General features: G+C 45.0%; 21 protein-coding genes. 10 read left to right on the top strand and 11 right to left on the bottom strand.

Translation table 11 applies throughout. The annotated features are described in order from the left end of the window. Window positions 1-7 precede the first annotated feature (7 nt). From VGB26_14655 to phoU, 8 genes are all read left to right on the top strand, one after another. The gene (locus VGB26_14655) at window positions 8-451 is read left to right on the top strand and encodes an arsenate reductase ArsC (GenBank protein HEX9759018.1); all 444 of its coding nucleotides are present in this window, start codon (window positions 8-10) and stop codon (window positions 449-451) included. Window positions 452-489: 38 nt separating this feature from the next. Continuing rightward, complete coding sequence (locus VGB26_14650; protein HEX9759017.1) at window positions 490-3,174, top strand: glucosidase; 2,685 nt, start codon at window positions 490-492, stop codon at window positions 3,172-3,174. 437 nt (window positions 3,175-3,611) lie between these two features. After that, window positions 3,612-4,733, top strand: a complete 1,122-nt coding sequence (locus VGB26_14645; GenBank protein ID HEX9759016.1) for a putative porin — start codon at window positions 3,612-3,614, stop codon at window positions 4,731-4,733. 78 nt (window positions 4,734-4,811) lie between these two features. Then, the gene (locus VGB26_14640) at window positions 4,812-5,834 is read left to right on the top strand and encodes a PstS family phosphate ABC transporter substrate-binding protein (GenBank protein ID HEX9759015.1); all 1,023 of its coding nucleotides are present in this window, start codon (window positions 4,812-4,814) and stop codon (window positions 5,832-5,834) included. A gap of 23 nt (window positions 5,835-5,857) precedes the next feature. Continuing rightward, window positions 5,858-6,766 (top strand): phosphate ABC transporter permease subunit PstC, encoded by a 909-nt coding sequence (pstC, locus tag VGB26_14635; protein HEX9759014.1) that lies wholly within the window; start codon window positions 5,858-5,860, stop codon window positions 6,764-6,766. Then, on the top strand, window positions 6,763-7,647 hold the full coding sequence (gene pstA / locus VGB26_14630) for a phosphate ABC transporter permease PstA (protein HEX9759013.1): 885 nt from the start codon (window positions 6,763-6,765) through the stop codon (window positions 7,645-7,647). Before pstC ends, pstA begins: the two co-directional genes overlap by 4 nt. Window positions 7,648-7,649: 2 nt before the next feature. Then, window positions 7,650-8,417 carry a phosphate ABC transporter ATP-binding protein PstB gene (gene pstB, locus VGB26_14625; GenBank protein HEX9759012.1) on the top strand — a complete coding sequence of 256 codons (768 nt, stop codon included), beginning with the start codon at window positions 7,650-7,652 and terminating at the stop codon, window positions 8,415-8,417. Window positions 8,418-8,431: 14 nt separating this feature from the next. Then, complete coding sequence (gene phoU / locus VGB26_14620) at window positions 8,432-9,088, top strand: phosphate signaling complex protein PhoU (protein ID HEX9759011.1); 657 nt, start codon at window positions 8,432-8,434, stop codon at window positions 9,086-9,088. Window positions 9,089-9,343: 255 nt separating this feature from the next. Here phoU and VGB26_14615 read toward each other — a convergent pair whose 3' ends face one another. The 4 genes from VGB26_14615 to pyk all read right to left on the bottom strand — a co-directional run bounded on the left by VGB26_14615 (window position 9,344) and on the right by pyk (window position 13,111). Beyond that, window positions 9,344-9,583 carry a KH domain-containing protein gene (locus VGB26_14615; protein HEX9759010.1) on the bottom strand — a complete coding sequence of 80 codons (240 nt, stop codon included), beginning with the start codon at window positions 9,581-9,583 and terminating at the stop codon, window positions 9,344-9,346. Between the two features lie 253 nt (window positions 9,584-9,836). Then, window positions 9,837-10,511 carry a deoxyribonuclease V gene (nfi, locus tag VGB26_14610; GenBank protein HEX9759009.1) on the bottom strand — a complete coding sequence of 225 codons (675 nt, stop codon included), beginning with the start codon at window positions 10,509-10,511 and terminating at the stop codon, window positions 9,837-9,839. A 115-nt stretch (window positions 10,512-10,626) separates the two neighbouring features. Next, window positions 10,627-11,559 (bottom strand): malate dehydrogenase, encoded by a 933-nt coding sequence (gene mdh, locus VGB26_14605; GenBank protein ID HEX9759008.1) that lies wholly within the window; start codon window positions 11,557-11,559, stop codon window positions 10,627-10,629. 136 nt (window positions 11,560-11,695) lie between these two features. Further along, the gene (gene pyk, locus VGB26_14600; protein HEX9759007.1) at window positions 11,696-13,111 is read right to left on the bottom strand and encodes a pyruvate kinase; all 1,416 of its coding nucleotides are present in this window, start codon (window positions 13,109-13,111) and stop codon (window positions 11,696-11,698) included. A 167-nt stretch (window positions 13,112-13,278) separates the two neighbouring features. On the opposite strand from pyk, the gene VGB26_14595 reads away from it, so the two are divergent. Beyond that, a complete protein-coding gene (locus VGB26_14595; GenBank protein ID HEX9759006.1) occupies window positions 13,279-13,548 on the top strand; it encodes a DUF4321 domain-containing protein in 270 nt (89 codons plus the stop codon). Here VGB26_14595 and uvrB read toward each other — a convergent pair. Then, complete coding sequence (gene uvrB / locus VGB26_14590; GenBank protein ID HEX9759005.1) at window positions 13,545-15,566, bottom strand: excinuclease ABC subunit UvrB; 2,022 nt, start codon at window positions 15,564-15,566, stop codon at window positions 13,545-13,547. The genes VGB26_14595 and uvrB overlap by 4 nt on opposite strands. A gap of 295 nt (window positions 15,567-15,861) precedes the next feature. Here uvrB and VGB26_14585 point away from each other — a divergent pair, with 295 nt between their 5' ends. Then, complete coding sequence (locus VGB26_14585) at window positions 15,862-17,907, top strand: diguanylate cyclase (GenBank protein ID HEX9759004.1); 2,046 nt, start codon at window positions 15,862-15,864, stop codon at window positions 17,905-17,907. A gap of 203 nt (window positions 17,908-18,110) precedes the next feature. On the opposite strand, the gene VGB26_14580 is transcribed toward VGB26_14585, so the two are convergent. The 6 genes from VGB26_14580 to VGB26_14555 all read right to left on the bottom strand — a co-directional run. After that, window positions 18,111-18,506, bottom strand: coding sequence for a hypothetical protein (locus VGB26_14580; protein ID HEX9759003.1), 396 nt, complete (start codon window positions 18,504-18,506; stop codon window positions 18,111-18,113). 256 nt (window positions 18,507-18,762) lie between these two features. Then, window positions 18,763-20,115 carry a hypothetical protein gene (locus VGB26_14575; GenBank protein ID HEX9759002.1) on the bottom strand — a complete coding sequence of 451 codons (1,353 nt, stop codon included), beginning with the start codon at window positions 20,113-20,115 and terminating at the stop codon, window positions 18,763-18,765. Between the two features lie 140 nt (window positions 20,116-20,255). Then, entirely contained in the window at window positions 20,256-20,759 is a 504-nt protein-coding gene (locus VGB26_14570) for a NapC/NirT family cytochrome c (protein HEX9759001.1), read from the bottom strand. A 161-nt stretch (window positions 20,760-20,920) separates the two neighbouring features. Further along, entirely contained in the window at window positions 20,921-21,238 is a 318-nt protein-coding gene (locus VGB26_14565) for a hypothetical protein (GenBank protein HEX9759000.1), read from the bottom strand. 451 nt (window positions 21,239-21,689) lie between these two features. Then, the gene (locus VGB26_14560; GenBank protein HEX9758999.1) at window positions 21,690-22,349 is read right to left on the bottom strand and encodes a hypothetical protein; all 660 of its coding nucleotides are present in this window, start codon (window positions 22,347-22,349) and stop codon (window positions 21,690-21,692) included. A 10-nt stretch (window positions 22,350-22,359) separates the two neighbouring features. Then, window positions 22,360-23,091, bottom strand: a 732-nt coding sequence (locus tag VGB26_14555; protein HEX9758998.1) for a hypothetical protein, incomplete at its 5' end; no start/stop codon positions are given.

The following is a 23,091-nucleotide window of genomic DNA, read 5'->3' as shown; positions in this document are numbered from 1 at the left end:
CTCCTCTATGGGCAAACCCAAAAAAGTTCTTTTTTTATGCACGGGGAATTCGGCCCGAAGCCAGATGGCCGAAGGATTGGCCAGAGACTTGAGCAAGGGAATCCTCGAAGTGTCCAGTGCAGGCTTGAACCCAAAGGGAATCCACCCCATGGCCATTGAAGTGATGGATGAAATGGGCATCAATATCCGTTCCCAAACATCAAAAAAAATAGAGCTTTCCTTTCTATTGGAAATGGATGTGATCATCACCGTTTGTTCAAATGCGGAATCCCATTGCCCAGCAACCCCCCCAAAGATACGCAAAGAACACTGGCCTTTGGAGGATCCCGCCCAGGCCAAAGGGTCCCAACAGGAAATCAGGGAAGCCTTTCGGCAAGCTCGAAGTGATCTTCATTCCCTGATGGTTCCCTTTATCCAAAAAATGATTTCAAACCCGGGGACGATCACCTGAAATTGGAAATATTGCTCCGTTTATAAACTCAAAACAGGATGAAAAAACCTCTGACGCCAGAAGCCCTCCGTCTTAAGGAAAATCGAACCCTCAAAGCCCATTGGCACCGGTGGGGTCCCTACCTGAGTGAACGGCAATGGGGAACGGTTCGGGAGGATTACAGCCCCAACGGCGATGCCTGGAACCATTTTCCTTTTGAACAGGCCCGGTTCAGAGCATACCGCTGGGGCGAGGATGGCATTGGGGGCATATCCGATAACCACCAACGGCTCTGTTTTGCTCTGGCCTTTTGGAACGGGAAGGATCCGATTCTAAAAGAAAGACTTTATGGAGTGGGAGGTCATGAGGGCAATCACGGGGAGGATATCAAAGAATACTATTTTTATTTGGACAACACCCCCACACACGCTTACATGAAATATCTATATAAATATCCCCACCAAGCCTTTCCTTACTCCCAACTCCTTCACGAAAATCAAAAAAGAAATCGATCGGATCCGGAATGGGAATTGATGGATACCGGGATTTTTGAACAAAGCCGATACTGGGATATTTTAATTGAATATGCAAAAAAGACCCCCGATGACCTTCTGATCCAGATTACGGTGAACAACCGGGGTCCCCAGGAAGCCGAGCTACACCTTCTCCCTACCTTGTGGTTTCGAAATACCTGGTCATGGAACGGTTCTTCTAAACCAAATCTAAAGGACATTTCAAACAGGAAAAAATGGAAAACCATACACACAGACCACCCTACCCTAGGGAAGCAGACCTTATTTTGTGAAGAAGCAAACCGATTGCTTTTCACCGAAAATGAAACAAACTTCCAACATCTTTTTGGAACACCCAACCGCTCCCTTTACACCAAAGATGCTTTTCATCATTATGTGATCGATGGAAAACAGGAAGTCATTAATCCCCAAGGGATCGGAACCAAAGCCGGCGCCTATTACAGGTTAAAAACAGATCCCGGGAAACCCAAAATCATACGGCTTCGTTTAACCAATCTGACGGATGGCATTTCACCGTTCGGTAAATCTTTTTCTACCCTCATTCAAAAAAGGAAAAAAGAAGCCAATGGTTTCTACGAAGGCTTAACCTCTGACACCCTAACAAAAGAAATGCGGATGATCCAAAGGCAAGCTTTTTCGGGCATGTTGTGGAACAAGCAGTTTTATCACTACATCGTGGAGGATTGGTTAAAGGGTGATTCCAAAGAACCCGAGCCACCGGGCAGTCGAAAAAAAGGACGTAACAAGGGTTGGCCCCACCTGTATAATGAGGATATTCTTTCCCTGCCAGATAAATGGGAATATCCCTGGTTTGCCTCGTGGGACCTTGCTTTTCACGTCATTCCCTTTGCTTTGATTGATCCGGACTTTGCCAAAAAACAACTGCTCCTTCTCACACGGGAATGGTACATGCATCCCAATGGTCAAATTCCTGCTTACGAATGGGGTTTTGGAAATGCCAACCCGCCGGTGCATGCCTGGGCGGCGTGGCGGGTATACAAAATTGAAAAAAAACAGCGGGGAAAGGGTGACCGGGTCTTTTTAGAACGGGTATTTCAGAAACTTCTCCTGAATTTTACCTGGTGGATCAATCGAAAAGACACCGATGGAAAAAATATCTTTCAAGGGGGATTTCTGGGATTGGATAACATCTCCGTCTTTGACCGGAATGAAGCCCTTCCTACAGGGGGACACCTGGAACAATCCGATGGAACCAGCTGGATGGCCTGTTACAGTCTTCACATGCTGCGAATTGCCCTTGAACTGGCGAAGGAAAACCCATGCTATGAAGATATTGCCAGTAAATTTTTCGAGCACTTTTTATATATCGCCAATGCCATGAACCATTTCAAAGAACTTCAAACCGGCCTATGGAATGAGGAAGACGGGTTTTTTTATGATGTCCTCCAACTCCCCGATGGATCCACCCTTCCTCTAAAAGTCCGTTCAATGGTCGGAATCATTCCTCTTTTTGCGATTGAAACCCTGGAACCCGAATTGATTGAATCTCTGCCAGGCTTTAAAAGACGCCTAGAATGGTTCATTACCAACCGCCCTGACCTTTCCCGCAATGTGGCAAGTATGGAAAAACCCGGAGTCGGAAAGCGCCGCATCCTTTCGGTGGTGAATCCTGAAAACCTACGTCGCCTGTTGCATAAAATCCTAGACGAGGAAGAATTTTTGAGTCCCTTTGGAATACGATCTCTTTCCAAATATCACGAAAAAAACCCGTTTGTTTTAAAAGTAAACGGACACTCCCACGAGGTTCAATATGAACCCGGCGAATCCAAAGGTTCCCTATTTGGGGGAAACTCAAATTGGCGTGGTCCCGTCTGGTTTCCGGTTAATTTTCTCCTTTTGGAGGCACTCCAGAAATTCCATTTTTATCTGGGAAATGATTTCAAAGTGGAATGTCCAACGGGTTCAGGGCATGAGGTCAATCTTTGGGAGGTTTCTACTGAAATTTCCCACCGAATGATACGGCTTTTTCTTAAAAACCAAAATGGGAACCGCCCCATTAATGGAGAAAACTTCCCTTTTCATGACAACCCTCATTGGAGGGACCATATTCTATTTTATGAACATTTTCATGGCGATCAAGGCCAAGGACTCGGTGCCAGTCATCAAACCGGTTGGACCGGACTGGTCGCAAAACTCATTCAACAATGCGGAGAGTATTGCGGGCATCACAAACCACCGAAACTGACTTGATATTTTCTATTAATCCCTTCCCCCATTTAAAATCTTAGTTCCTTCCATTGCAATAAAAAAATTCCATTTAATCATTCCTTTTAAGAAAAAACTGAACCTGCCCTCCTTTTTTTTACACAGATTTAACTTGGTTGTGATGGATGTTTAACATTCCCCTGATAGGGTACCTATCGTAAAAAAAACTAACGGAACCATGACAAAACCCGGTAGTCAGGAAAGGAAAGGCAAAATGGGAAGAAAAACCAAAATTTTTCAACCTCTCATAAAAAAAGATCCTATTAAAACCCCGCTTCATTTAATGAAAGAGATTAAAAAAGAGGTAGACCGAGCCATAGGATAAAGGAGTCCTTTAGGTTTCCCTCTATCTTTATTTTAGGCGAGATTTAAAGGACTCTCCATTTAATGAAATTAAAAAAATAAAAAGGAGACAAAGATCAATGAAGAGAAAAATTTCAATGTTAATGACATTATTGGCTCTGGGCATTGTCCATATTCCAGTGCTTGGGGCAACCGATTTAAAATTCTCCGATTTCGTTGATGAAATAAAACTGAAAGGGGATCTTCGCCTTAGACATGAGTCCTTTTGGAAAAATCCCGATCAGGATCGCCATCGTCAACGGCTAAGGCTCCGGGTGGAAACCAAATTTAAAATAAGTGATTTCACGGCTGGAATCCGCATTGCCAGTGGCAGCGCTGATCAAACCTCTACCAATCAGACCTTTGACAACCTTTTCTCATCAAAGGATATCTTTCTGGACAGAGCCTACCTATCCTGGAAAGGGGCTAACACCGAATGGTTGAAACTCACCGGAGGAAAAATGGCCATTCCTTTCTTTACCTTCTATTCAACGGACATTGTCTGGGATTCGGATGTTAATCCCGAAGGGTTTTCTGAAAGCTTTTCTTTTCCCATCGGAAGTGAGATTTTTGTGAATTTGGGCCAATTTGTTCTGGATGAGGATTCCGGGTCCAACAAGGATCAGTGGATGTTCGGTCAACAAGTCGGCCTCACCCTTGATCTTGTAGAGAATACGGAGGCCACATTGGCTATTGCTTACTATGTAACGGATAACGCCACCCAAAGTACCCTAAGCCAGGCAAGCACCTTGGATGGAAATTCAAGGGACGGAAGCGGCGTACTAATCAATGAATACCGCACCCTGGATGTCACCGGTGTGGTTAAAACAAAAATAGGTGGTTTACCGGTCAGTGTTGGAGGTGATTATATCAAAAATTTAACAGATACCGTGAACGCGGCCGGAACTGGAACCGGTAATGACGGATATCAGGTTGGCGTTATTCTTGGAAAAGCCAAAAAAGCAAAAGACTGGGAGGTTGCTTATTTTTTTAAGCGTGTAGAAACAGATGCAACTTTAGCCGATATATCCGATTCCGATTTCGGTGATGGAGGTCTAAACCGAAAGGGGCACATTGTATGGGGAGCTTACCGTATTTTTGATTTTTTAAAAACCCAGGTGAAATTTTTTTCAACAGAAGCCCTTTCAGAACCCAAGGATGATATTGACCGCCTTCAGGTCGATCTGATTGGTTATTTCTAAAGGAACCGTAACATAGATTTTACATTCCCGTAACATTAAATTAACAATGTACCTCTAACCTAGCAAGGAGAATAAACCATGTTAAACTCAGACACACAAAAGTTATATAATTCCCCCCTTGTTCTTAAAGCAGGGCTCATGGGGATCACGCTGGCCTTTCTTTTTACTCTTTCTCCCAAAATAGCAACTGGAGCGGACCTCATTAAAATAGATGGCTCCAGTACGGTTTACCCAATTACCGAAGCCGTTGCAGAGGAATTTCAGATCAAAAATCGATCTTCCCGTGTTACCGTGGGAATCTCCGGAAGCGGAGGTGGGTTTAAAAAATTCTGCCGCGGGGAAACAGACATTACCGATGCCTCTCGGCCCATTAAAACAAAGGAAATTAAACTTTGCGGGGAAAACGGTATCCAATACATCGAAATTCCCGTTGCCTATGATGGTCTGGCCGTTGTCGTAAACCCTAAAAATGATTGGGTCAAACAGATGACCATTTCCGACCTTAAGAAAATTTGGGAACCCGATGCTCAAGGAAAAGTCACCCATTGGAATCAAATTTACCCCCATTGGCCAAAAAAGGAAATTCATCTCTTTGGCCCGGGTGTAGATTCCGGCACTTTTGACTATTTCACAGAAGCGATTATGGGTAAATCTCAATCCAGCCGGGGGGATTTTACATCCAGTGAAGACGACAATATCCTGGTTCAAGGGATTGCGAATGATGTTTATGCCCTGGGTTATTTTGGTCTCGCATACTATGAGGAAAACAAAAGTAAACTAAAATTGGTGCCCATTGATGGGGGGAACGGTCCAATCGCTTCCTCTCACAAAACCGTGGAGGATGGGTCTTATTATTTGGCCCGACCCCTTTTTATTTATGTCAGTGAGAGTTCTTTAAAAAAACCCGAAGTGAAAAAATTTGTGGATTTTTATCTCCAAGAAGGACCTGCCCTTGCCGAAGAAGTGGGCTATATTTCTCTTCCCCAATCGATCAGAAAAATGGTAGATTCCCGTGTGAAGGAAAGAAGGCTAGGTTCAGTTTATGAGGGGAAGGGATCGGTTGGAAAATCATTGAACTCCCTCCTCCGTGAATCCAACTAACATCCAGGGGAGTACCCACCTATTTGCAAAAAGCAATCGCCCTGCGCAGGAAAAAAAACCTTTTGGGGGAAAAGATCATTCAGTCCTTTCTTTTCCTGTGCGGGGTTCTTTCCCTTTTGACCACCCTTGGAATTATTTTTGTCCTTTTCTTTGAAACCTTTCATTTTTTTAGAGAAGTTTCCTTTAGTCAATTTTTTCTGGATACCCAGTGGACCCCCCTTTTTATCAATAAACATTTTGGAATTTGGCCCCTCGTTACAGGAACATTTCTGGTCTCCCTCATTGCCATGTTGGTCGCCATGCCCATTGGGTTATTGAGCGCCGTATTTTTAAGTGAATACGCTTCAGACGCTCTGCGAAGAACCATTAAACCCGTTTTGGAAATCCTTGCTGGAATTCCCACTGTGGTATACGGTTATTTCGCTCTTCTTTTTGTGACCCCCCTTTTGCAAAATCTGATCCCTCAATTATCCGGATTTAATGCATTGGGGCCAGGAATTGTGATGGGAATTATGATCACACCCATGATTTCATCTCTCAGTGAAGATGCCATGTTTTCAGTCCCCAAAAGCCTCAGAGAAGGAGCCTATGCCTTAGGTTCATCCCGGTTACAAGTGGCATTAAAGGTGGTATTCCCCGCGGCTTTTTCAGGAATCAGTGCGGCCTGCATCCTTGCCATTTCCCGAGCCATCGGTGAAACAATGATTGTAACCATAGCCGCTGGACAACAACCTAGATTAACATTAGATCCATTCGTACCGATCGAAACCATGACTGCCTATATTGTTCAGGTGAGCCTGGGAGATACCCCTCATGGGACCATTGAATATAAAACCATTTTTGCTGTTGGAATGACCCTTTTTTTAGGGACTTTCCTTTTAAACCTCACCAGTCATTGGCTTCGGGAACGGTATCGGGAGGTTTATGAATGAAAACCCTGACCTCAAAAGAATTAAATCAGCTTTTTTCAAAGCGAAAATGGGCTGATCGAATCTTTATCGGATTGGCGCTAGGCGCTTTATTTGTGGCCTTAGCAACCCTTTTGACCCTCTTGATTTCGATTCTAATCGATGGGTTTACAAGGCTCAGTTGGGATTTTTTAACAAGCTACCCCTCCCGAAGGCCCCAAAGGGCAGGGATCCTATCCGCTACGGTTGGAACCATATACATGATTGTCCTCACGGCGATAATCGCTTTTCCCCTCGGAGTAGGGGCGGCCATTTATCTACAAGAATTTTCAAAAAAGAACTGGTTCAATCGGTTGGTTGAAATTAATATCGCCAATCTGGCGGGAGTTCCCTCTATTGTTTATGGTCTGCTGGGTCTTGAACTCTTCGTTCGTGCATTGAAATTCGAGAGAAGCATTTTAGCGGGATCCATGACCATGGCCTTATTGGTTCTACCCATTATCATTCTAGCCTCACGTGAAGCCCTAAAAGCGGTTCCCAATTCCATCCGGGAGGCATCATTCGCCCTGGGGGCAACCCGATGGCAAACGATTCGAAACCAAGTCCTTCCCTTAGCGTTCCCGGGAATCCTAACGGGTACCATACTTGCCCTTTCCCGCGCCATTGGGGAAACAGCACCTTTAATCATGATCGGCGCCCTTACCTATATCGCTTTTTTACCCGATAGTATATTTGCCCCATTTACGGTACTTCCCATTCAGATTTTCAATTGGGTTTCCAGGCCTCAGCACGCCTTTTCCATCAATGCGGCGGCTGCCATTCTGGTGCTCTTGTTTATCCTTTTAACCATGAATGCCATTGCGATATGGCTCCGAAACCGTTTTCAAAAAAAGCTTCACTGGTAATTATGATAGAACCTGAATCATTCGCCTTTGAAATCATAAAACTGAATGCATGGTATGGTTCCTTCCATGTATTAAAAGATAACTCCTTTCAAATCAGGAGCAAGGAAATCACCGCACTCATTGGTCCTTCCGGGTGCGGTAAGAGCACTTTTATCCGGTGTTTGAACCGGATGAATGATTTTGTTCCGGGGTTTCGCTTAACCGGAGACGTTCTCTATGGCAAAGAAAACTTATATGCACCCCGAAAAAACCCCATGGAGATTCGGCTAAAAATTGGAATGGTATTTCAAAAACCAAACCCTTTTCCAAAATCCATTTACGAAAATATCGCTTATGGACCTCGGATTTGCGGAATTCGGAAAAGAGTTGATTTAGATGAAATTGTCGAAATGGCTCTTCAGCAAGCAGCGCTTTGGGAAGAGGTAAAGGACAAACTCCATCAAAGCGCACTTGCCTTATCGGGAGGACAGCAACAAAGACTTTGCATAGCCCGTGCCATGGCGGTGGAACCGGAGGTCATCCTACTGGATGAACCCTGTTCCGCTTTGGATCCCATTGCCACTGCCCGAATTGAGGCATTGATGATGGAGATTAAAAAGGATTATACTGTGGTAATCGTGACTCATAACATGCAACAAGCCGCCCGAGTTTCTGATATAACAGGGTTTTTCCTTTTAGGCCACCTGATCGAATATGGAGAAACCCGTAGAATTTTTACAAACCCGAGTGATCGTAGAACAGAAGATTACATTACAGGAAGATTCGGCTAAGGTGGGATGGACCCATGCATAGACGTTTTGATGAAGAACTAAAAGATTTAAAAGAAAAAATCCTCAGGATGGGGGCAAAGGTTGAAGAACAGATTGCCAATGCCATCAAATCCCTTGTTGAAAGAGATTCAGAACTTGCCAAAGAGGTGATTGCAAACGATCACAAGGTTAATGCCATGGATGTAGAAATCGATGAGGATAGCCTCAGCCTCATCGCACTTCATCAACCCACTGCGGGAGATCTTCGGCTCATCACCACCGCCATGAAAATTTCAACCGAATTGGAACGGATGAGTGATCTGGCTGAAAACATCGCGGAACGGGCCATTGAACTCAATGAAGAACCTCAATTAAAACCTTATATTGATATTCCTCGAATGGCAGAACACGCCCAAGGAATGGTCAAAGAGGCGTTGGATGCATTTGTAAACCGGGATGCAACTTTGGCACGAAAAGTTTGCGGGGATGATGATTTTGTTGACAATCTCACCCATCAGATTTTTAGGGAACTGCTAACCTATATGATTGAAGACCCTCACTCCATTGCCCGAGCGGTCAGAATTACGTTTGTTTCAAAATACCTTGAAAGGATGGCCGATCACGCCACGAATGTGGCAGAGTTAGTGGTTTACCTCGTAGAGGGGAAGATTATCCGTCACACGAGTTCTTAAAAAATCCCACAAAAAAAAAGAGGGAATGAACTTTTCCCCCTTTTTTTACTCCATTTTCAACAACTTCCGCTTTATTTTATGGAAGGGCTATTAAAATATCATTCACCTCAAACTTAATACGTTTTACCCCGGAAGATGCCGGCCCTCCCGTGGCCTCCCCTTATCTTGATCAGCCCCTTTATCTTTTCTTCCTCACTTACAAAAAATCCTCTTCACTGAAACTTTAGGGTCTAGCCATCAAAAACCGGGTAACCTTTACTCAACAATTTCTAAAAAAGCGCGCTTTTTGAGTTTCGTGGCCGCTGCATTCAATATGGTTCGGATGGCTTGAGCTGTCCTCCCCTGTTTTCCAATCACCTTCCCAAGATCTCCCTTCGCCACCTTTAATTCAAGAACGGTGGTCTGATCCCCTTCGACAACCTTCACTCCGACCTGGTCCGGAAAATCAACCAAGGCCTTGGCAATTAAATCCGTTAGTTCTTGTAGCTCTCGCATGGCCTTTACCCCGCAATTCTCAACACAACATTAACCCAAAATTAAACTACCATTTCTCAGCGATGAAGAATCGCCCTCCTTCTGAGGTTTCACTTTGGATCATCAATAATAGGTACCTGTTTTCCTTTTCTCAAAAATCCTAAAAAATCCCCCTTCTCTCTCGCCTTTTTAATAAGAACAGGGAGTCGAAATTTGTGAAAAGACAATTTCTAGCGTACCCCTTTGCCTCTTTAAAGTCAAATTGAAGGGGAGGCTACACCGATCTCAAACGGTTGACAAAAAGGTGTGCTTGGCGGGTAGGTTCCGGAAGTCTGTAACCCCGGCAACTGGTCAACGTAAAATGAATGGAAGCTTCCAGATCGATTTTATGACCCCCCGAAACAAATAAGGGGCGAACATTGGCCTTGGTTCTAACCACAGCACCCACCACCTCTTTTTGATCGGTTACTAAGGGTTGGGTAGCCCCTGCTTTCAAGCCGGGCTCCCGGTAACGCCCAAACAGCCAGGACTTGGCGCAACCAATGGTGGGTTTATTAAAAATCAATCCCAGATGTGTGGCTAAACCCATCCGCCTTGGATGGGCAATTCCCTGACCATCCACTAAAATAAGATCAGGTTCATGGGTTAATTTTTCAAAGAGTTTTATCAGCACTGGAATTTCCCGAAAAGAAAGCAGCCCGGGAATATAAGGAAAAGAAATCTGAACACGCTTTCCTCGTTTTTCCAAAATGGTCAAATCCGGATAGGACATGACCACCACCCCTGCAAACGCTTCTTGGCTTTCACGAAAAATAGCAATGTCTGCACCCGCAACCCGCTCAACGGGTTGTTGAAGGGGTTCAAGACAGACACGATTTTTAAGTTGATTTTGAATTTGGATGGCTTCAGAGGGGGAAATATCCCACGGATGTAATCGTTGATATTTCATATGACGGAAAAATAACGGGCGAAAAAGGGCAACGCGGATGGAACCGGGTATTCTTCTTCACTGTTCTCCATGTGAAAAAAACCTTGTTATAAAAATTAGCTGGAATGGGTTCACGCTACAATAATTGATCCACGCGATTACACAAATCTCTCACCGCATGGGCGGACTTCTCCAAAGCCTGTTTCTCCTCCGGTGAAAGGGAAACCTCAATAATTTCTTCCATTCCCTGGATCCCTAACTTAACGGGAACCCCCACAAAAAGGTTTTGAAACCCATACTCTCCTTCACACCGGGCGGCACAGGGTAGAATCTTTCGATTGTCTTTTAATATACTCTCCACCATCTCTACAATGGCACCCGATGGGGCATAAAAAGCACTTCCCTGTTTTAACAGCTTGACGATTTCCGCACCACCATCCCGGGTTCGTTGGACAAGGGCATCCAACCGTTTTTTTGGAATCAATTCCGAAACCGGAATACCGGCCACCGTGGTCAGCCTCAAGGCTGGAACCATGCTATCCCCATGCCCTCCCAAAACAAGGGCATGAACACTTTTAACTGACACATTTAATTCTTGCGCAATAAAACAACGAAAACGCGCTGAATCCAAGGCTCCCGCCATTCCGAGAACCCGCTGACGGGGAAACCCGCTGATCCGAAAAGCCACATGGGTCATGGCATCCAAGGGATTTGAAACCACCAACAAAATGGCATTGGGGGATTTTTTGATCACCTGCTCAGTCACACTTTTCACAATTCCCGTGTTGGTCTTTAAAAGATCGGCGCGGCTCATTCCGGGTTTTCTGGGAACCCCAGAGGTAATAATGACCAGGTCAGACCCTTCGGTGAGCGAATAATCATCCGTCCCAACGATTTTTGTATCATACCCATACAGGGGACCGGTTTCCATCAGATCCAATGCTTTCCCTTGGGCCATTTCTTTGGCAATATCGAGAAGGATAAGTTCTGTCACATGCTTTTCAGCCAACCGTTGGGCAGTGGTCCCCCCTACATTTCCTGCACCCACGATGGTAATCTTACTGGCCATTTAAAAAACCTCTCCGACAAATTTTTAAAACCCTTGATTTGGAAAAATAAACACTAGAACATTTTTGGGGTATCTCGAGATCTTATAATGAACCACGTGGAAATGTAAACCCCTTAACCACGTTTTCCTTACGGGTTTACTCAATCCGATGGAGTTTCATCATATTGGTCACCCCCCTTCGTGTCGGGGAGGTTCCGGAAAGAACCACCACCGTATCACCTTTTTTTGCCAGTCGGTTTTCGAGAAGGGACTCTTCCAACGCACCAAAGAGATGATCGGTACTCTCCGAATACCCCATGATTTTAGGATTAACCCCCCAATGCAAACACATTCGTTTTTGAATATCTGGTTCAGGGGTAAACGCGATGATGGGAATCGAAGGACGATACTTGGACATTAAAAGAGCGGTATACCCCGAATGGGTAAACACCACAATGGCCTTGGCACGTGTTTCCACCGCAACATAGGCTGCCGCTTCACTAATGGCATCCGGAAAAGCACGGGCAATTTCTTTTTTCCGCCGAATAAAGGCTTTCTCGTGAAGACGGGCCCCATCCGCTTCTCCCACAATGCGGACCATCATTTGGAGGGATTCAATGGGATAGGCCCCGGAAGCGGTTTCTGCTGAAAGCATAACCGCATCCGTTCCATCAAAAATGGCGTTGGCAATATCGGAGGCCTCCGCACGGGTCGGCCGAAGGTTTGATACCATGGATTCTAACATTTGTGTGGCGGTAATGACCGATACTTTTTGGGCGTTGGCTCTATTAATTACCCGTTTTTGAATCATGGGGACCTCCTCGGGGGGCATTTCCACCCCTAAATCCCCTCTGGCCAACATGACCCCATCGGAAACGTCAAGGATTTCTTCCAGATTTCGGATGGCATCGGGATGCTCCAACTTCGCAATCACGGGGGTATGGCAACCGGCGTCTTTTACAATCTTTTTAATCGCCAAAACGTCTTCGGGTCCGCGAACAAAAGATAAAGCCACATAATCCACCCCTTGTTTGAGTCCAAACAAAAGGTCCTCCCGGTCTTTTTGCGTTAAAGAGTGGGCACTGACCCGAACCCCAGGCAGATTAATTCCCTTGTGATCCAAAACAGAACCTCCGTTCATGACACGGCAAAACACATCTTGAGAAGTGGTACGAAGAACTTTGAGTTGAATCAGGCCGTCATCAATTAGGATACGATCCGAAGGTTTTACATCCTTAGGTAAATCGGAATAGGTGGTGGGAATTTCACCAGGAAGGGCCTTGGCTTTGGTGGTGATCACCACCTCCTCTCCCTTTTTTAAAACCCGAGGGCCATTATCCAATACCCCAACCCTGATTTTAGGTCCTTGGAGATCTTGTAAAATGGCCACCGGTTTTTGGGTCTTTTCCGATAGGCGTCGAATGATTCGCATCATTTCGGCGTGGTCGGTTTGAGTCCCATGGGAAAAATTCAACCGAGCCACATCCATTCCGCCATCAATTAATTGACCGATTTTCTTTTCGGAACAACTGGCGGGTCCCAAGGTACAAATAATTTTGGTTTGGCGTTTCATGAATTTAACCCCCGGAAGGTAAGGAAGAATCCTTCAGAAAAATAAACCTGACCTTCACACCCGGCAGGCGCGGCTCCAACGGGCGCCTTGACTTCAAGGCTGGCTTGACAATTAGTTGAAAACAGTTTAATCTTCCCTCCGATTATCGCCCACCATTTAGAGGATTAATGGCTGTTTTAAGAAAAACCCCGTGGCTTTTGATTTTTTTTATCATAGCGGGTGGTTTGTTTGGAGGCGTATTGGGAGAGGTATTAAAATCGATCTCTCCAGAAGGGCCTCTGCGAGACTTTTTCCTAAAAGCCTACACGCTGGGCCTTGATCCCCCCTTTAAATTGGACCTCGGTTTGATTTCCCTGACTCTCGGTTTTACCTTCAAGTTAAATCTTTTGAGCTTTCTCGGGATCCTTTTGGGAATTTTTATCTACAAACAGGCCTAATTCCCAGGAGCGGTCCGTTGGGGTTTCACCCCGATATCCGCTTCCCTTAACTCGCGTATCCGGTCCCTGATCTCTGCCGCCCGTTCAAACTCCATGCGCTTGGACGCTTCCCTCATCTCCCGTTGCAACGTTTTAATGATTTGGGGAATTTCATCAGGTGGAATATACGTTCCTTCCTTTTCCCTGACAGCGGGAATGGGAAAATAATCGGCTTCCACAGTTTCATATAATAACCGGTCATGAATTTGCGTTTGGATGGTTTGGGGTGTAATGCCATGGGTTTGATTATATTTTTTTTGGATCTCCCGCCTTCGGTTGGTTTCCCGAATGGCCAGTTCCATAGATGCGGTCACACGCTCGGCATAGAGAATCACTTCCCCTTCCACATTTCTCGCCGCCCGGCCTGCGGTCTGAACGAGAGACCGGTAGGCCCTCAAAAAACCTTCTTTATCGGCATCCAAAATAGCCACCAGGGAGACTTCAGGAAGATCCAGGCCCTCTCGCAAGAGATTAATTCCGATGAGAACGTCAAAAACTCCCATGCGAAGGTCTCTTAATATTTCCATCCGTTCCAAAGTGACGATTTCCGAATGAAGATACCGCACCTTTATACCCAGTTCCTGATAATATTCCGTCAAATCTTCAGCCATCCGTTTGGTCAACGTGGTGACCAATACCCTCTCTTTTTTCTCAACCCGTTTTTGAATTTCCTCCAGCAGGTCATCCACTTGGCCCACGGCAGGTTTTACGGTCATCTTGGGATCCATCAAACCCGTGGGGCGGATAATTTGTTCCACCACCTCCCCTTGGCATTTTTCCATTTCATAAGACCCGGGGGTGGCAGAGACATAAATGGCTTGCTGGACAAATCCCTCAAACTCTTGGAAGGTCAGGGGACGATTATCAAATGCCGAAGGAAGTCTAAAACCATACTCTATAAGGTTTTTTTTTCGGGACCGGTCTCCTGCATACATCCCCCCGATCTGAGGAACAGTGGCATGACTTTCATCAATGATCAGAAGAAAGTCCTTTGGAAAATAATCCAAAAGCGTCGGCGGAGGCTCACCCGGTTTTCGGCCACTCAAATACCTGGAATAATTCTCAATCCCCTGACAATATCCAATTTCCTTAATCATTTCTAAATCAAAGGTGGTTCTTTGCTCCACTCTCTGGGCCTCTAGGAGTTTATTTTGCCCTTCAAAAAACGCGACCTGTCCCACCAGTTCCTGACGGATCCCTTCCATGGCCCTTTTCAAACGATCGGTTGGGGTCACATAATGACTCCCTGGATAAACCGCAATCTTGGGAATCCGTTCCAGGACCACACCCCGCAGCGGATCCACCCGTGTCAACAGCTCCACCCGATCACCAAACAGTTCAACCCGGAAGCAGTACGCTTCCGAAGCGGCAGGAAAAATTTCGATGACATCCCCCCGGACACGGAAACTGCCACGGGAAAAATCAATCTCATTGCGTTGATACTGGATCTCCACCAATTTTTTAAGAATGTCCTCCCTTTCAATCTCCATTCCTTCCTCTAAATAAAGCAACATCCCATGGTAGGCCTCAGGGGAGCCTAAACCATAAATGCACGAAACAGAGGCCACAATGATGATATCGTTTCGTTCAAAAAGAGAGCTGGTGGCCGCATGACGCATTCGATCAATGGCATCGTTGATGGCGGAATCTTTTTCGATATAGGTATCGGTTTGAGGAAGGTAGGCCTCAGGCTGGTAATAATCGTAATAGCTGACGAAATATTCCACTGCATTGGAAGGGAAAAAAGACCGGAATTCGTTATACAGCTGGGCAGCCAAGGTTTTATTATGGACGAAGACCAGGGTGGGCCTTTGAACCCGCTGAATCACATTGGCCATCGTAAAGGTTTTTCCTGAACCCGTAACCCCCAAAAGAACCTGGTGGGCTTTCCCCTTGAGAACGCCTTGGGTCAATTGATCAATCGCTTTTTCCTGATCCCCTTTCACAAGAAAATCGCTTTTCAATTGAAACTGGTTCATGATTATACCTTGCCTATTTTGGGGTAAACGAAAAGACCTTCAATATAACATAAATTCAACTCTAAGAGCATAATTTTCTACAATTTTTCCCCAAAACCCCCTACCTCAAAAGTGCCTTTTTTTGGCGCTTTCATCTCGATATTTGGGGAAGCACCAAACAGGAGAAAAACATCGGGTTAAATGGGTGAAAACCGCCTTGTGCTTCCCTCCTCCTTTGTTTAGAATACAAGGCACCAATTTTGCTTTATTCTCCGGTACGGTAAAAAGAGTTTACCCGCTAACTTTGGATCCGAATATGTCAAAAATGCACAAAAATCCCGATCCCGCCCAGAGATTGGCCGATCGGGCCAATTGGCAACCCATCCAAGACCGCCTGGCAACCATGACCAGCCTTTCCCTTTTAACCTACAATCAATCCGGGGAATTGCTCTTTCCCCCATCACAAGAAAATGAAATTTGTAAACTCTCCCAACAAAATCCCATCGGTAATCAGCGATGTCAAGAGCACTGCGGAAGACAGGTCACATTGGCGGCTCAAACAGGCGAAGGCGCTTTCTTTAAATGCCATGCCAACCTTCAGGTTTTCTCAGTTCCCCTGGTGATCGAAAATACCAAAATCATTCTCCTGGGAGGAAAAACCTATTACTCGTACCAGGACCTCTCTGAGTTTAGAAACACCTCAGAGGAAATTGGAATTCAATCGGAACAGTTACTCAGTATTTCAAAATCCCTCCCCTTCAAGGAGGAGGAGGCTTTGAAAGCAGCCTCAAGTCTATTGAAAACCATGGGACAAACCCTCCTGAACCATACCCATGCCTCGCTAACTTCCTCTGGCACCTCCACTCTTCTGCTCACCCTCCTCAAAATCCTGGCTGAGGCCAGGGGCACTACCCATCCCAAGGAGTTTGCGCCTTTACTCCTCAATACCCTTGGGGTCCTTTTTAATATTGATACCGCCCTTTTTTTTCTCCATCACCCCGTTTCAAAATCCTTCAAAGTGACCTCCGGTTTCGGACGGATGAGAAGCTCTTTAGACGAAAGCAATCTCAATGACACTGATGGGCTCTTAGCCCGATGTATGGAGGAGGGAAAACCTTTTACCTCCCAGAGTCTTTTTGAAATATTGAAATCAGGTTTTCCCGATACGACCTATCGGATCGATTTTTTTCCCATCCTTTTGGAAAAAAAGATCGAAGGAATTATCGTTGTCATGAATACCCCCCTGACCCCGGAGGAGTTTGATATCATTTCTACCTTTTCAAGCCAGGTTTCCCTTTTGTTTGAGAACATCGGCCTGCAGCGGCAATTTTCAAAAACCGGAAATGATCTTTTCTTTTTAAACGAGATGAACAAAGCCATCGGGTCCGAATTAGATGCCGAACGGCTATGCAATATCATCTTGGAAAAATCTTCAGAGGTGATCGGAACAGAACAAGGGTCCTTGATGCTTTTAGACGAAACCAAAAAAGAGCTCAGAATTAAAGCCATCAAAGGACTCAATCCAAAAATCGTAGAACCGATCCGAATTGAGCCGGGACAGGGGATCTCCGGGTATGTGGCTGCAACAGGGGAACCCTTACTGGTTGAAAATTTGGAGTTGGACCAGAGGGTGATCCAGGATCGCCGAACCCGCTACAAAACCAACTCTTTTATCAGTATTCCCCTCAAACTCAATCACCGTATCATCGGGGTGCTTAATTTGACGGATAAAGTAAGTGGTGAAATTTTTTCGGATGAAGATTTGCACCTTTTAACTTCCATTGCCAACCAGGCCTCCATCGCGATTGAGCGCTCAACCTTTTTCCAAAGGACAGAAGAACTCAAGCAGATCTCGATCACCGATTCCCTCACCAACCTTTTGAACCGTCGGTATTTCCATGAACGCATGGCAGAAGAAATAGAGCGGTCCAGGCGGCACGGAGTCCCTCTTTCATTAATGATGATAGACCTTGACGATTTTAAACGGTTCAATGACTCCTACGGGCACCTCACGGGGGACGAAGCCTTAAAAGCCGCGGCAAAATGCTTTCGAAACTGCATACGGACCATTGATGTGGCCGCTCGATATGGCGGAGAAGAATTTACCGTGATTCTTCCCCAAACCACTAAAGAAGAGGCTGCAATCATTGCGGAAAGAATATGCGGAGAAATGAAAAAAATCCAACTCCCTTTTGACCGACGCCTCGAGGGGGGCCGGATTACCGTTAGTTTGGGACTGGCCACTTTCCCCGAAGATGCCCAAACCCAGGAAGAACTCATCAACAATGCCGATCTGGCACTCTACCGGGCTAAAACCCTGGGAAAGGACCAGGTGGTTTTATTCCAAAAAAACTGGAAATAAGAAAATAATTTCCACCGTCACTCCACTTTTTTGCCCATTATCCCATCTCCGGGAAGATTATATGGATCCCCCCACGATTTCAAACCCCATAAGCCCGTTCCTGAAAGGACATTGGAAAAATTCTAATTCTTGATTTTTGAGGAACGTCAGGAATACAAGGTTTGGATTAGAGGGATTTTAAAGAGAAGGCTCTGTTTGAAAATTTAGGGTGTACCTTGTGGTTTTGCTAACTTTTCTGAAGATTGAACCTCAATTTTGACGGAAGCCTTTGGTCCCAGTTCTTTGTGCTCAACGCCTTTTTCATCCTTCTCACGGCTTGCGGCCCGGACCTCAATGGTATGCTTTCCTTCCTTAACGTCCCAAAGTGTGGTGGAATCCCGTCGGCTGGTTTTAAAATATTTCCCATCCAAATAAAAATGAAGGTGGTCTCCTTTGTCCCCTCGTTCAAATTTCACCTCGATTTTTACATCTTGGGAGTTTTGGATTTCCCCTTCCCTCGGGGAAAGAATAATCACCGAGGTCTCCCCGGCCCAGGAAGGGACAATCCAAAGAAAGACGAAGAGCCAACCCATCCTCATTCCTTTTTTTACACGTGCCACAGGATTCCTCCTTTTTTTGGATTTTTATAAAATATCAGCAAGTTTTATCCCAACCGGGCAGAAGGAAAACATAATTTAAACCCAATAATTTCTCTTCCTTACCCAAATTCAATTTAAAATTCTTCCGGCTTTAGAAGAACCTAAAACCCCCCATATAACGAGACGTTTACCTCTTTCCGGAGAATGTTTTCCAGGAAACCCAAAGGGGAGTTTAGTCCCCTTTGGGTTCAGAAGGTTTTTACCGAAAGGTTTTTAATTAAAAAACAATATCTACTCCGGCAAAGACCGTGGTTTCATTTTGGTCCAGACCGCTGGGAGAGGTTTCCTGTGTTTTTTTGTAACTGCCCTCCACATGCGAAACCAGGGAAACCCGATTAGTAAAAATGGTATTGTGCCGTACAGATATGGTAAAGCCATCCAGATCATTTGTATCGCTGGAAATGGAGCTGTCTCCCTGTTTGAGGTTGCGGATGGTATCATACCTTGCGGAGATTAACAGGTTTAAAGCAGTCATAAAATGATTCAGTTCTGCAAACCCCCCATGAAACCGGGCGTTCTGGGGTGAGCCTGAATAGAGCTCCTGATCATCGTAACCGTAAAGATACAATACTACCAGATTGATAGGATCCTGAAGACCGCAGGGGCAATTTAGGTCCAAATCTGCCCCGGCCCTGAAATAGGGTTCGTCATTGGTTCCGGTTCCATGGATATCGTCTCCCCCCAAGGTATCCTCTTCCGTGGGAGCTGTTCCAACCAAGCCAAAGACTCCCAGAGTTTGGTCCATGAGGGTCTGAGAAACCCGGGTATACAGATCGGGGATTCTGTTGTTATCAGCCTTGGCTTTGGTTCCATTGATTACCGCAATCGCATAACGGAAACCGTCCGTGTAACGACCCAACAGTTCCAAACCTAAGTTGTGCTCACCAAGAACACCCCCTCCTTTTCCGCTGGGATCATATTCCAAAATATAATAGGGCGCTGTAGTGGCTCTCTGGTGGTTCAAAGGACGGACAGCCAGATCCAATTCGGTGACCCCGAGTTTCAGGTTGGTCATCCCTCTTTCATGGCGATGGGTATACCTGACCCATCCCAGGTGCAGTTCACCCTCTTGATCTACTCCTTCAAAAGATAAATGCTCCAAAGAAGGGCTATAATTCATAAAAAAGGAGACTCCCGGAATCAGGTTTCCACCGGCAATAATCCCAAGGTTCCGGATTCCAAACGAATTAACATCCACAGATTTTTCTCCTGCATCGGTATCTTGATTGCTCTTGGCGTTGAGCTGATACCCTACATCTTGAAGACGAATGGAGAATGGAAAATAAGCGGGATGAATGTCCTCCGGATCATCTTTACCCGCCCGGTCCTGGAGTTCTTGTTCCAATCCTTTCTCCAGGCCCTTGATTTGAAACCCATTGTCCCTAAATTTTCTTCCAAATTCCGCCAATTGAGGCGGTGTGGTGTGGCAATGACTGCAATCCATATCGTATTTCCGGGTAAAAGCAGGAATGGCTGATGCTTCCTCAACGTTCCAACCCAAAAGGGTTAAACCGAACACTCCCAAACAAACACTAAACAACAACTGCAAGCCAACGACATTAACTTTCATCGAAGGATTCCTCCTTAATTATATGGTGATGGAATTTTCCCCTTCCCAGATAAAAATTTCCCTGGAACGGGGATTTCAATCCACGAGTTTCTCCCAAGAGACCCGGGGAAATAACCATTGTTTTTTCTCCTTTTGGATTCTTACCCACGCAACTCTCCTAGGAATTCCCATCCCTCCCGATGCTTGTGACAGTCGGCACATTGCTTTCCCTGGGTATCAAACCGGCGATGAATCGGAATTATTTTTTCTTTCGAATGACATTGTGTGCAGAAGGTAATGGGAACCTTTGCTTTAAAGGGCGGTTTCAATTTTTCAGAGGGAAGAGTAAAATGGGATATTGTGAACTTTACACCACGCCACTGGGATTCAATCTCCCCCAAAAGGCCGGGTCCGGAATGACACTGAATACACTCAGGATGTTTTTCGGAAGCCCCGGATTCTTGCCATTCTTTTAAAACATGTTCCATTTCGTGACAGGAGACGCAAAAGCCGTTATGTTTTTCCAACTTTCGCCCCGCCTTGATCGTAGCCAGAGGGAAGATAAGCAAAAACAACAGGCTTAAAAAAATAACTCCTTTCTTGTTATGGATAATTCGGTTTTTATCAACCCTCGCTGGAGGATTTTTTTTGAGAAAAGGCATCATTCTCTTCCATATTTCAAAAAGGGGGGTCAACCCTTAAAATAAAACGGATAAAACCCTATTCTTAAAAAATCCTTCTCCTAAGATTTTTTTGGAGATTAAGATTTATTTTCTGAGGATTTTAGATTCCTCTTTTTTTTTATACTGGTTTTGGTTTTTAAAATTTAAGAAAAGAAAATGGGAGGGGGTCTAACTCTCAAGTCAACATGATAGGCATTTTTAATTAAACCCGGAACCTCAATAGGCGAGATTTCAAAAGAGGGGGTAAAAGGATTTAAAACAACTGGATCATCATAAAATGCCGCCATATACCCAGAACAAAACCAGGCACAAACCGGTTTTTGATGTTGCCCTGCATGGTCCGCCTTTTGTTTGTGGACCTTCATATGCGTCAAGGCAAGGGGAACTATTAACCCGGAAAAGAGAAAATAGACCAATCCAAAAAGGAAAATGTATTTTTTAATTTGATTATTTTTATACATCAATCTTTAAAAAACCCCAATTTACAGCAACTAAAAGCAAGTTTTGAGCCCTTTTTAAATCAAAAAATTTCTTTAATGCTACCCATTTGAAAAATATAGGTAATTTTGATTCCCGTTTTTCAAGTCTAAAAAACCCTTCTTTTTAAAAAGAGGAAAATTCTTTCTTTTTAATGGAACTTATATTATGTTTTTTAAAAATTAGATCCTGATGGCCTCGTAAAAAGTCCGTAACAGGACTCCTTCGTCATTCCCGCGGAAACGGGAATCCAGTCTTTTCAAGCGGTTCCTTGGGTCCTGGATACCCGCTTTCGCGGGTATGACGACTTTTTACGAGTGCATCAGATCCTGGGACACAAAAATATTTTTAAATAAACTCTACGGATCCAAAACCCTGGAAAAGGACCAGGTGGTCCTATTTCAAAAAGACTGGAAATAAAAAAGGTTCACATCATCATTCCATTTCTTTGGGAATAACACGGTCCAAGCGAAACTGAAAAAATCGAACCACGCTCTGGATCAACTCTTTCTTCTGCTTTCTAAACTGCTCCCATTTTTTATCTTCCAGGCTGTACAGCATCTGGTCCAAGAGGCGGTCTAACCGCTTCTCCTCAATAGGGTCAATCTCACCCATGGTGGGCTCCAACAGATAAGAAAAATAGTTTCTTCCCAACCAAAAAATAGTGATTTGGGTTTGTAGAGCAACCGTTCCCTTTTCCATCATGTTATGGAGGCGATCGAATTTTTCCAGCATTAAAAGAAAACTTAGCCATTCAATCCCTTTCTTCAACCCTGAAGAGTTTTTTTCAACAATGGCACGGGAAATCATCTCGTGGGTCGTAGAATGGTAGGTCTCATCCACCCTTATACTGCTGGTTCTTAAACCTGCCTCCCATCCCATGCGTCCGTTTTCTTGAAAATCTTCGTACACCCGCTCGGCCATCCGTACGGCCTCCTCGCCTCTACCCTTTTTAATAAATGTAATGATATGGTCTGCGTGCAGCATGAGGGGGGTAACTTCTCCCACCACCTCATGTCCCCATAGATGGGGAGGCAAAAGGAAAATAAAAAGAAGGGGCCAAACACAGAAAAAAACTTTTCTCCTGATTTTCATAATAAACTCTTTAAAAAAGCTTTGAAATCCCAAAATGAAAACCCCAATCATCCGCTTCACTGGTTATTCCAACAGGAACTGCAAATTTAAGCGCTAACTCTTGGATGACAAAAATGACCTCGGGACGAACCATGATGTGATCAAAATGAGTCTTAAAATTACTTTCTCCGTTGAGCTCCGTGACCAATAAAAGACGATCAGGGATCACCCGGAATATAGGAGCCAAGTTATACACAAAAATATGTGCGTTTTGCACATGGGTTTTCCCTTCCCCCTCAACATCCGGGCCACCCCCAATGACGGTTCCCTCCACCTCAATTTCCCGTTCGGTTTCCAGTAAATATCCTGTTTCCAAATGGAACAGGAAAGAATTGGATAGGTTTTTTGTAAACAAAAAGGTCGTCTTGAGTTCAGCTTCATCCCCTTTTAAACCCGCAGCGGGTGCAAATTCCACCAAGAATCCCGCATCGGGGAGGGTTTCAGTCTCATCAAAAAAGCGATGTTTTAACCCAAAGGCAATCTCCTGAATCCCGTCACTTTTTCCCTGAACCCCTTCAATCTTTTCTTCAAGTAAAACAGCTGCTTCCAGATTTAATTGTGTTCTCTCTCCTACCCCGATTTCAAATTCTAAGGGCAGAAGGTGGGTACTGACCTTTGGCCCATTATCGGGGTCTTTTCGTGTATACAGGTATTCCACCTGTCCAAACATTCTTCCCCGAGGGGGTGTGGCCGCAATCTCGGT

Source organism: Nitrospiria bacterium (assembly GCA_036397255.1).
GTDB lineage: Bacteria > Nitrospirota > Nitrospiria > DASWJH01 > DASWJH01 > DASWJH01.
Note: the sequence above shows the minus strand (reverse complement) of the source record. Positions and strands in the feature narration are given on the sequence as shown.

Excerpts from the sequence above, each read along its gene's own strand:
- phoU (HEX9759011.1), top strand. The coding sequence starts at position 8,432 with ATGCATAGACGTTTTGATGAAGAACTAAAAGATTTAAAAGAAAAAATC.
- VGB26_14560 (HEX9758999.1), bottom strand. The coding sequence starts at position 22,349 with ATGAAAATCAGGAGAAAAGTTTTTTTCTGTGTTTGGCCCCTTCTTTTT.
- VGB26_14565 (HEX9759000.1), bottom strand. The coding sequence starts at position 21,238 with ATGTATAAAAATAATCAAATTAAAAAATACATTTTCCTTTTTGGATTG.
- mdh (HEX9759008.1), bottom strand. The coding sequence starts at position 11,559 with ATGGCCAGTAAGATTACCATCGTGGGTGCAGGAAATGTAGGGGGGACC.
- pstA (HEX9759013.1), top strand. The coding sequence starts at position 6,763 with ATGAAAACCCTGACCTCAAAAGAATTAAATCAGCTTTTTTCAAAGCGA.
- nfi (HEX9759009.1), bottom strand. The coding sequence starts at position 10,511 with ATGAAATATCAACGATTACATCCGTGGGATATTTCCCCCTCTGAAGCC.
- pyk (HEX9759007.1), bottom strand. The coding sequence starts at position 13,111 with ATGAAACGCCAAACCAAAATTATTTGTACCTTGGGACCCGCCAGTTGT.
- VGB26_14645 (HEX9759016.1), top strand. The coding sequence starts at position 3,612 with ATGAAGAGAAAAATTTCAATGTTAATGACATTATTGGCTCTGGGCATT.
- VGB26_14650 (HEX9759017.1), top strand. The coding sequence starts at position 490 with ATGAAAAAACCTCTGACGCCAGAAGCCCTCCGTCTTAAGGAAAATCGA.
- VGB26_14640 (HEX9759015.1), top strand. The coding sequence starts at position 4,812 with ATGTTAAACTCAGACACACAAAAGTTATATAATTCCCCCCTTGTTCTT.
- VGB26_14595 (HEX9759006.1), top strand. The coding sequence starts at position 13,279 with ATGGCTGTTTTAAGAAAAACCCCGTGGCTTTTGATTTTTTTTATCATA.
- VGB26_14615 (HEX9759010.1), bottom strand. The coding sequence starts at position 9,583 with ATGCGAGAGCTACAAGAACTAACGGATTTAATTGCCAAGGCCTTGGTT.
- VGB26_14570 (HEX9759001.1), bottom strand. The coding sequence starts at position 20,759 with ATGATGCCTTTTCTCAAAAAAAATCCTCCAGCGAGGGTTGATAAAAAC.
- pstB (HEX9759012.1), top strand. The coding sequence starts at position 7,650 with ATGATAGAACCTGAATCATTCGCCTTTGAAATCATAAAACTGAATGCA.
- VGB26_14585 (HEX9759004.1), top strand. The coding sequence starts at position 15,862 with ATGTCAAAAATGCACAAAAATCCCGATCCCGCCCAGAGATTGGCCGAT.
- VGB26_14655 (HEX9759018.1), top strand. The coding sequence starts at position 8 with ATGGGCAAACCCAAAAAAGTTCTTTTTTTATGCACGGGGAATTCGGCC.
- VGB26_14575 (HEX9759002.1), bottom strand. The coding sequence starts at position 20,115 with ATGAAAGTTAATGTCGTTGGCTTGCAGTTGTTGTTTAGTGTTTGTTTG.
- uvrB (HEX9759005.1), bottom strand. The coding sequence starts at position 15,566 with ATGAACCAGTTTCAATTGAAAAGCGATTTTCTTGTGAAAGGGGATCAG.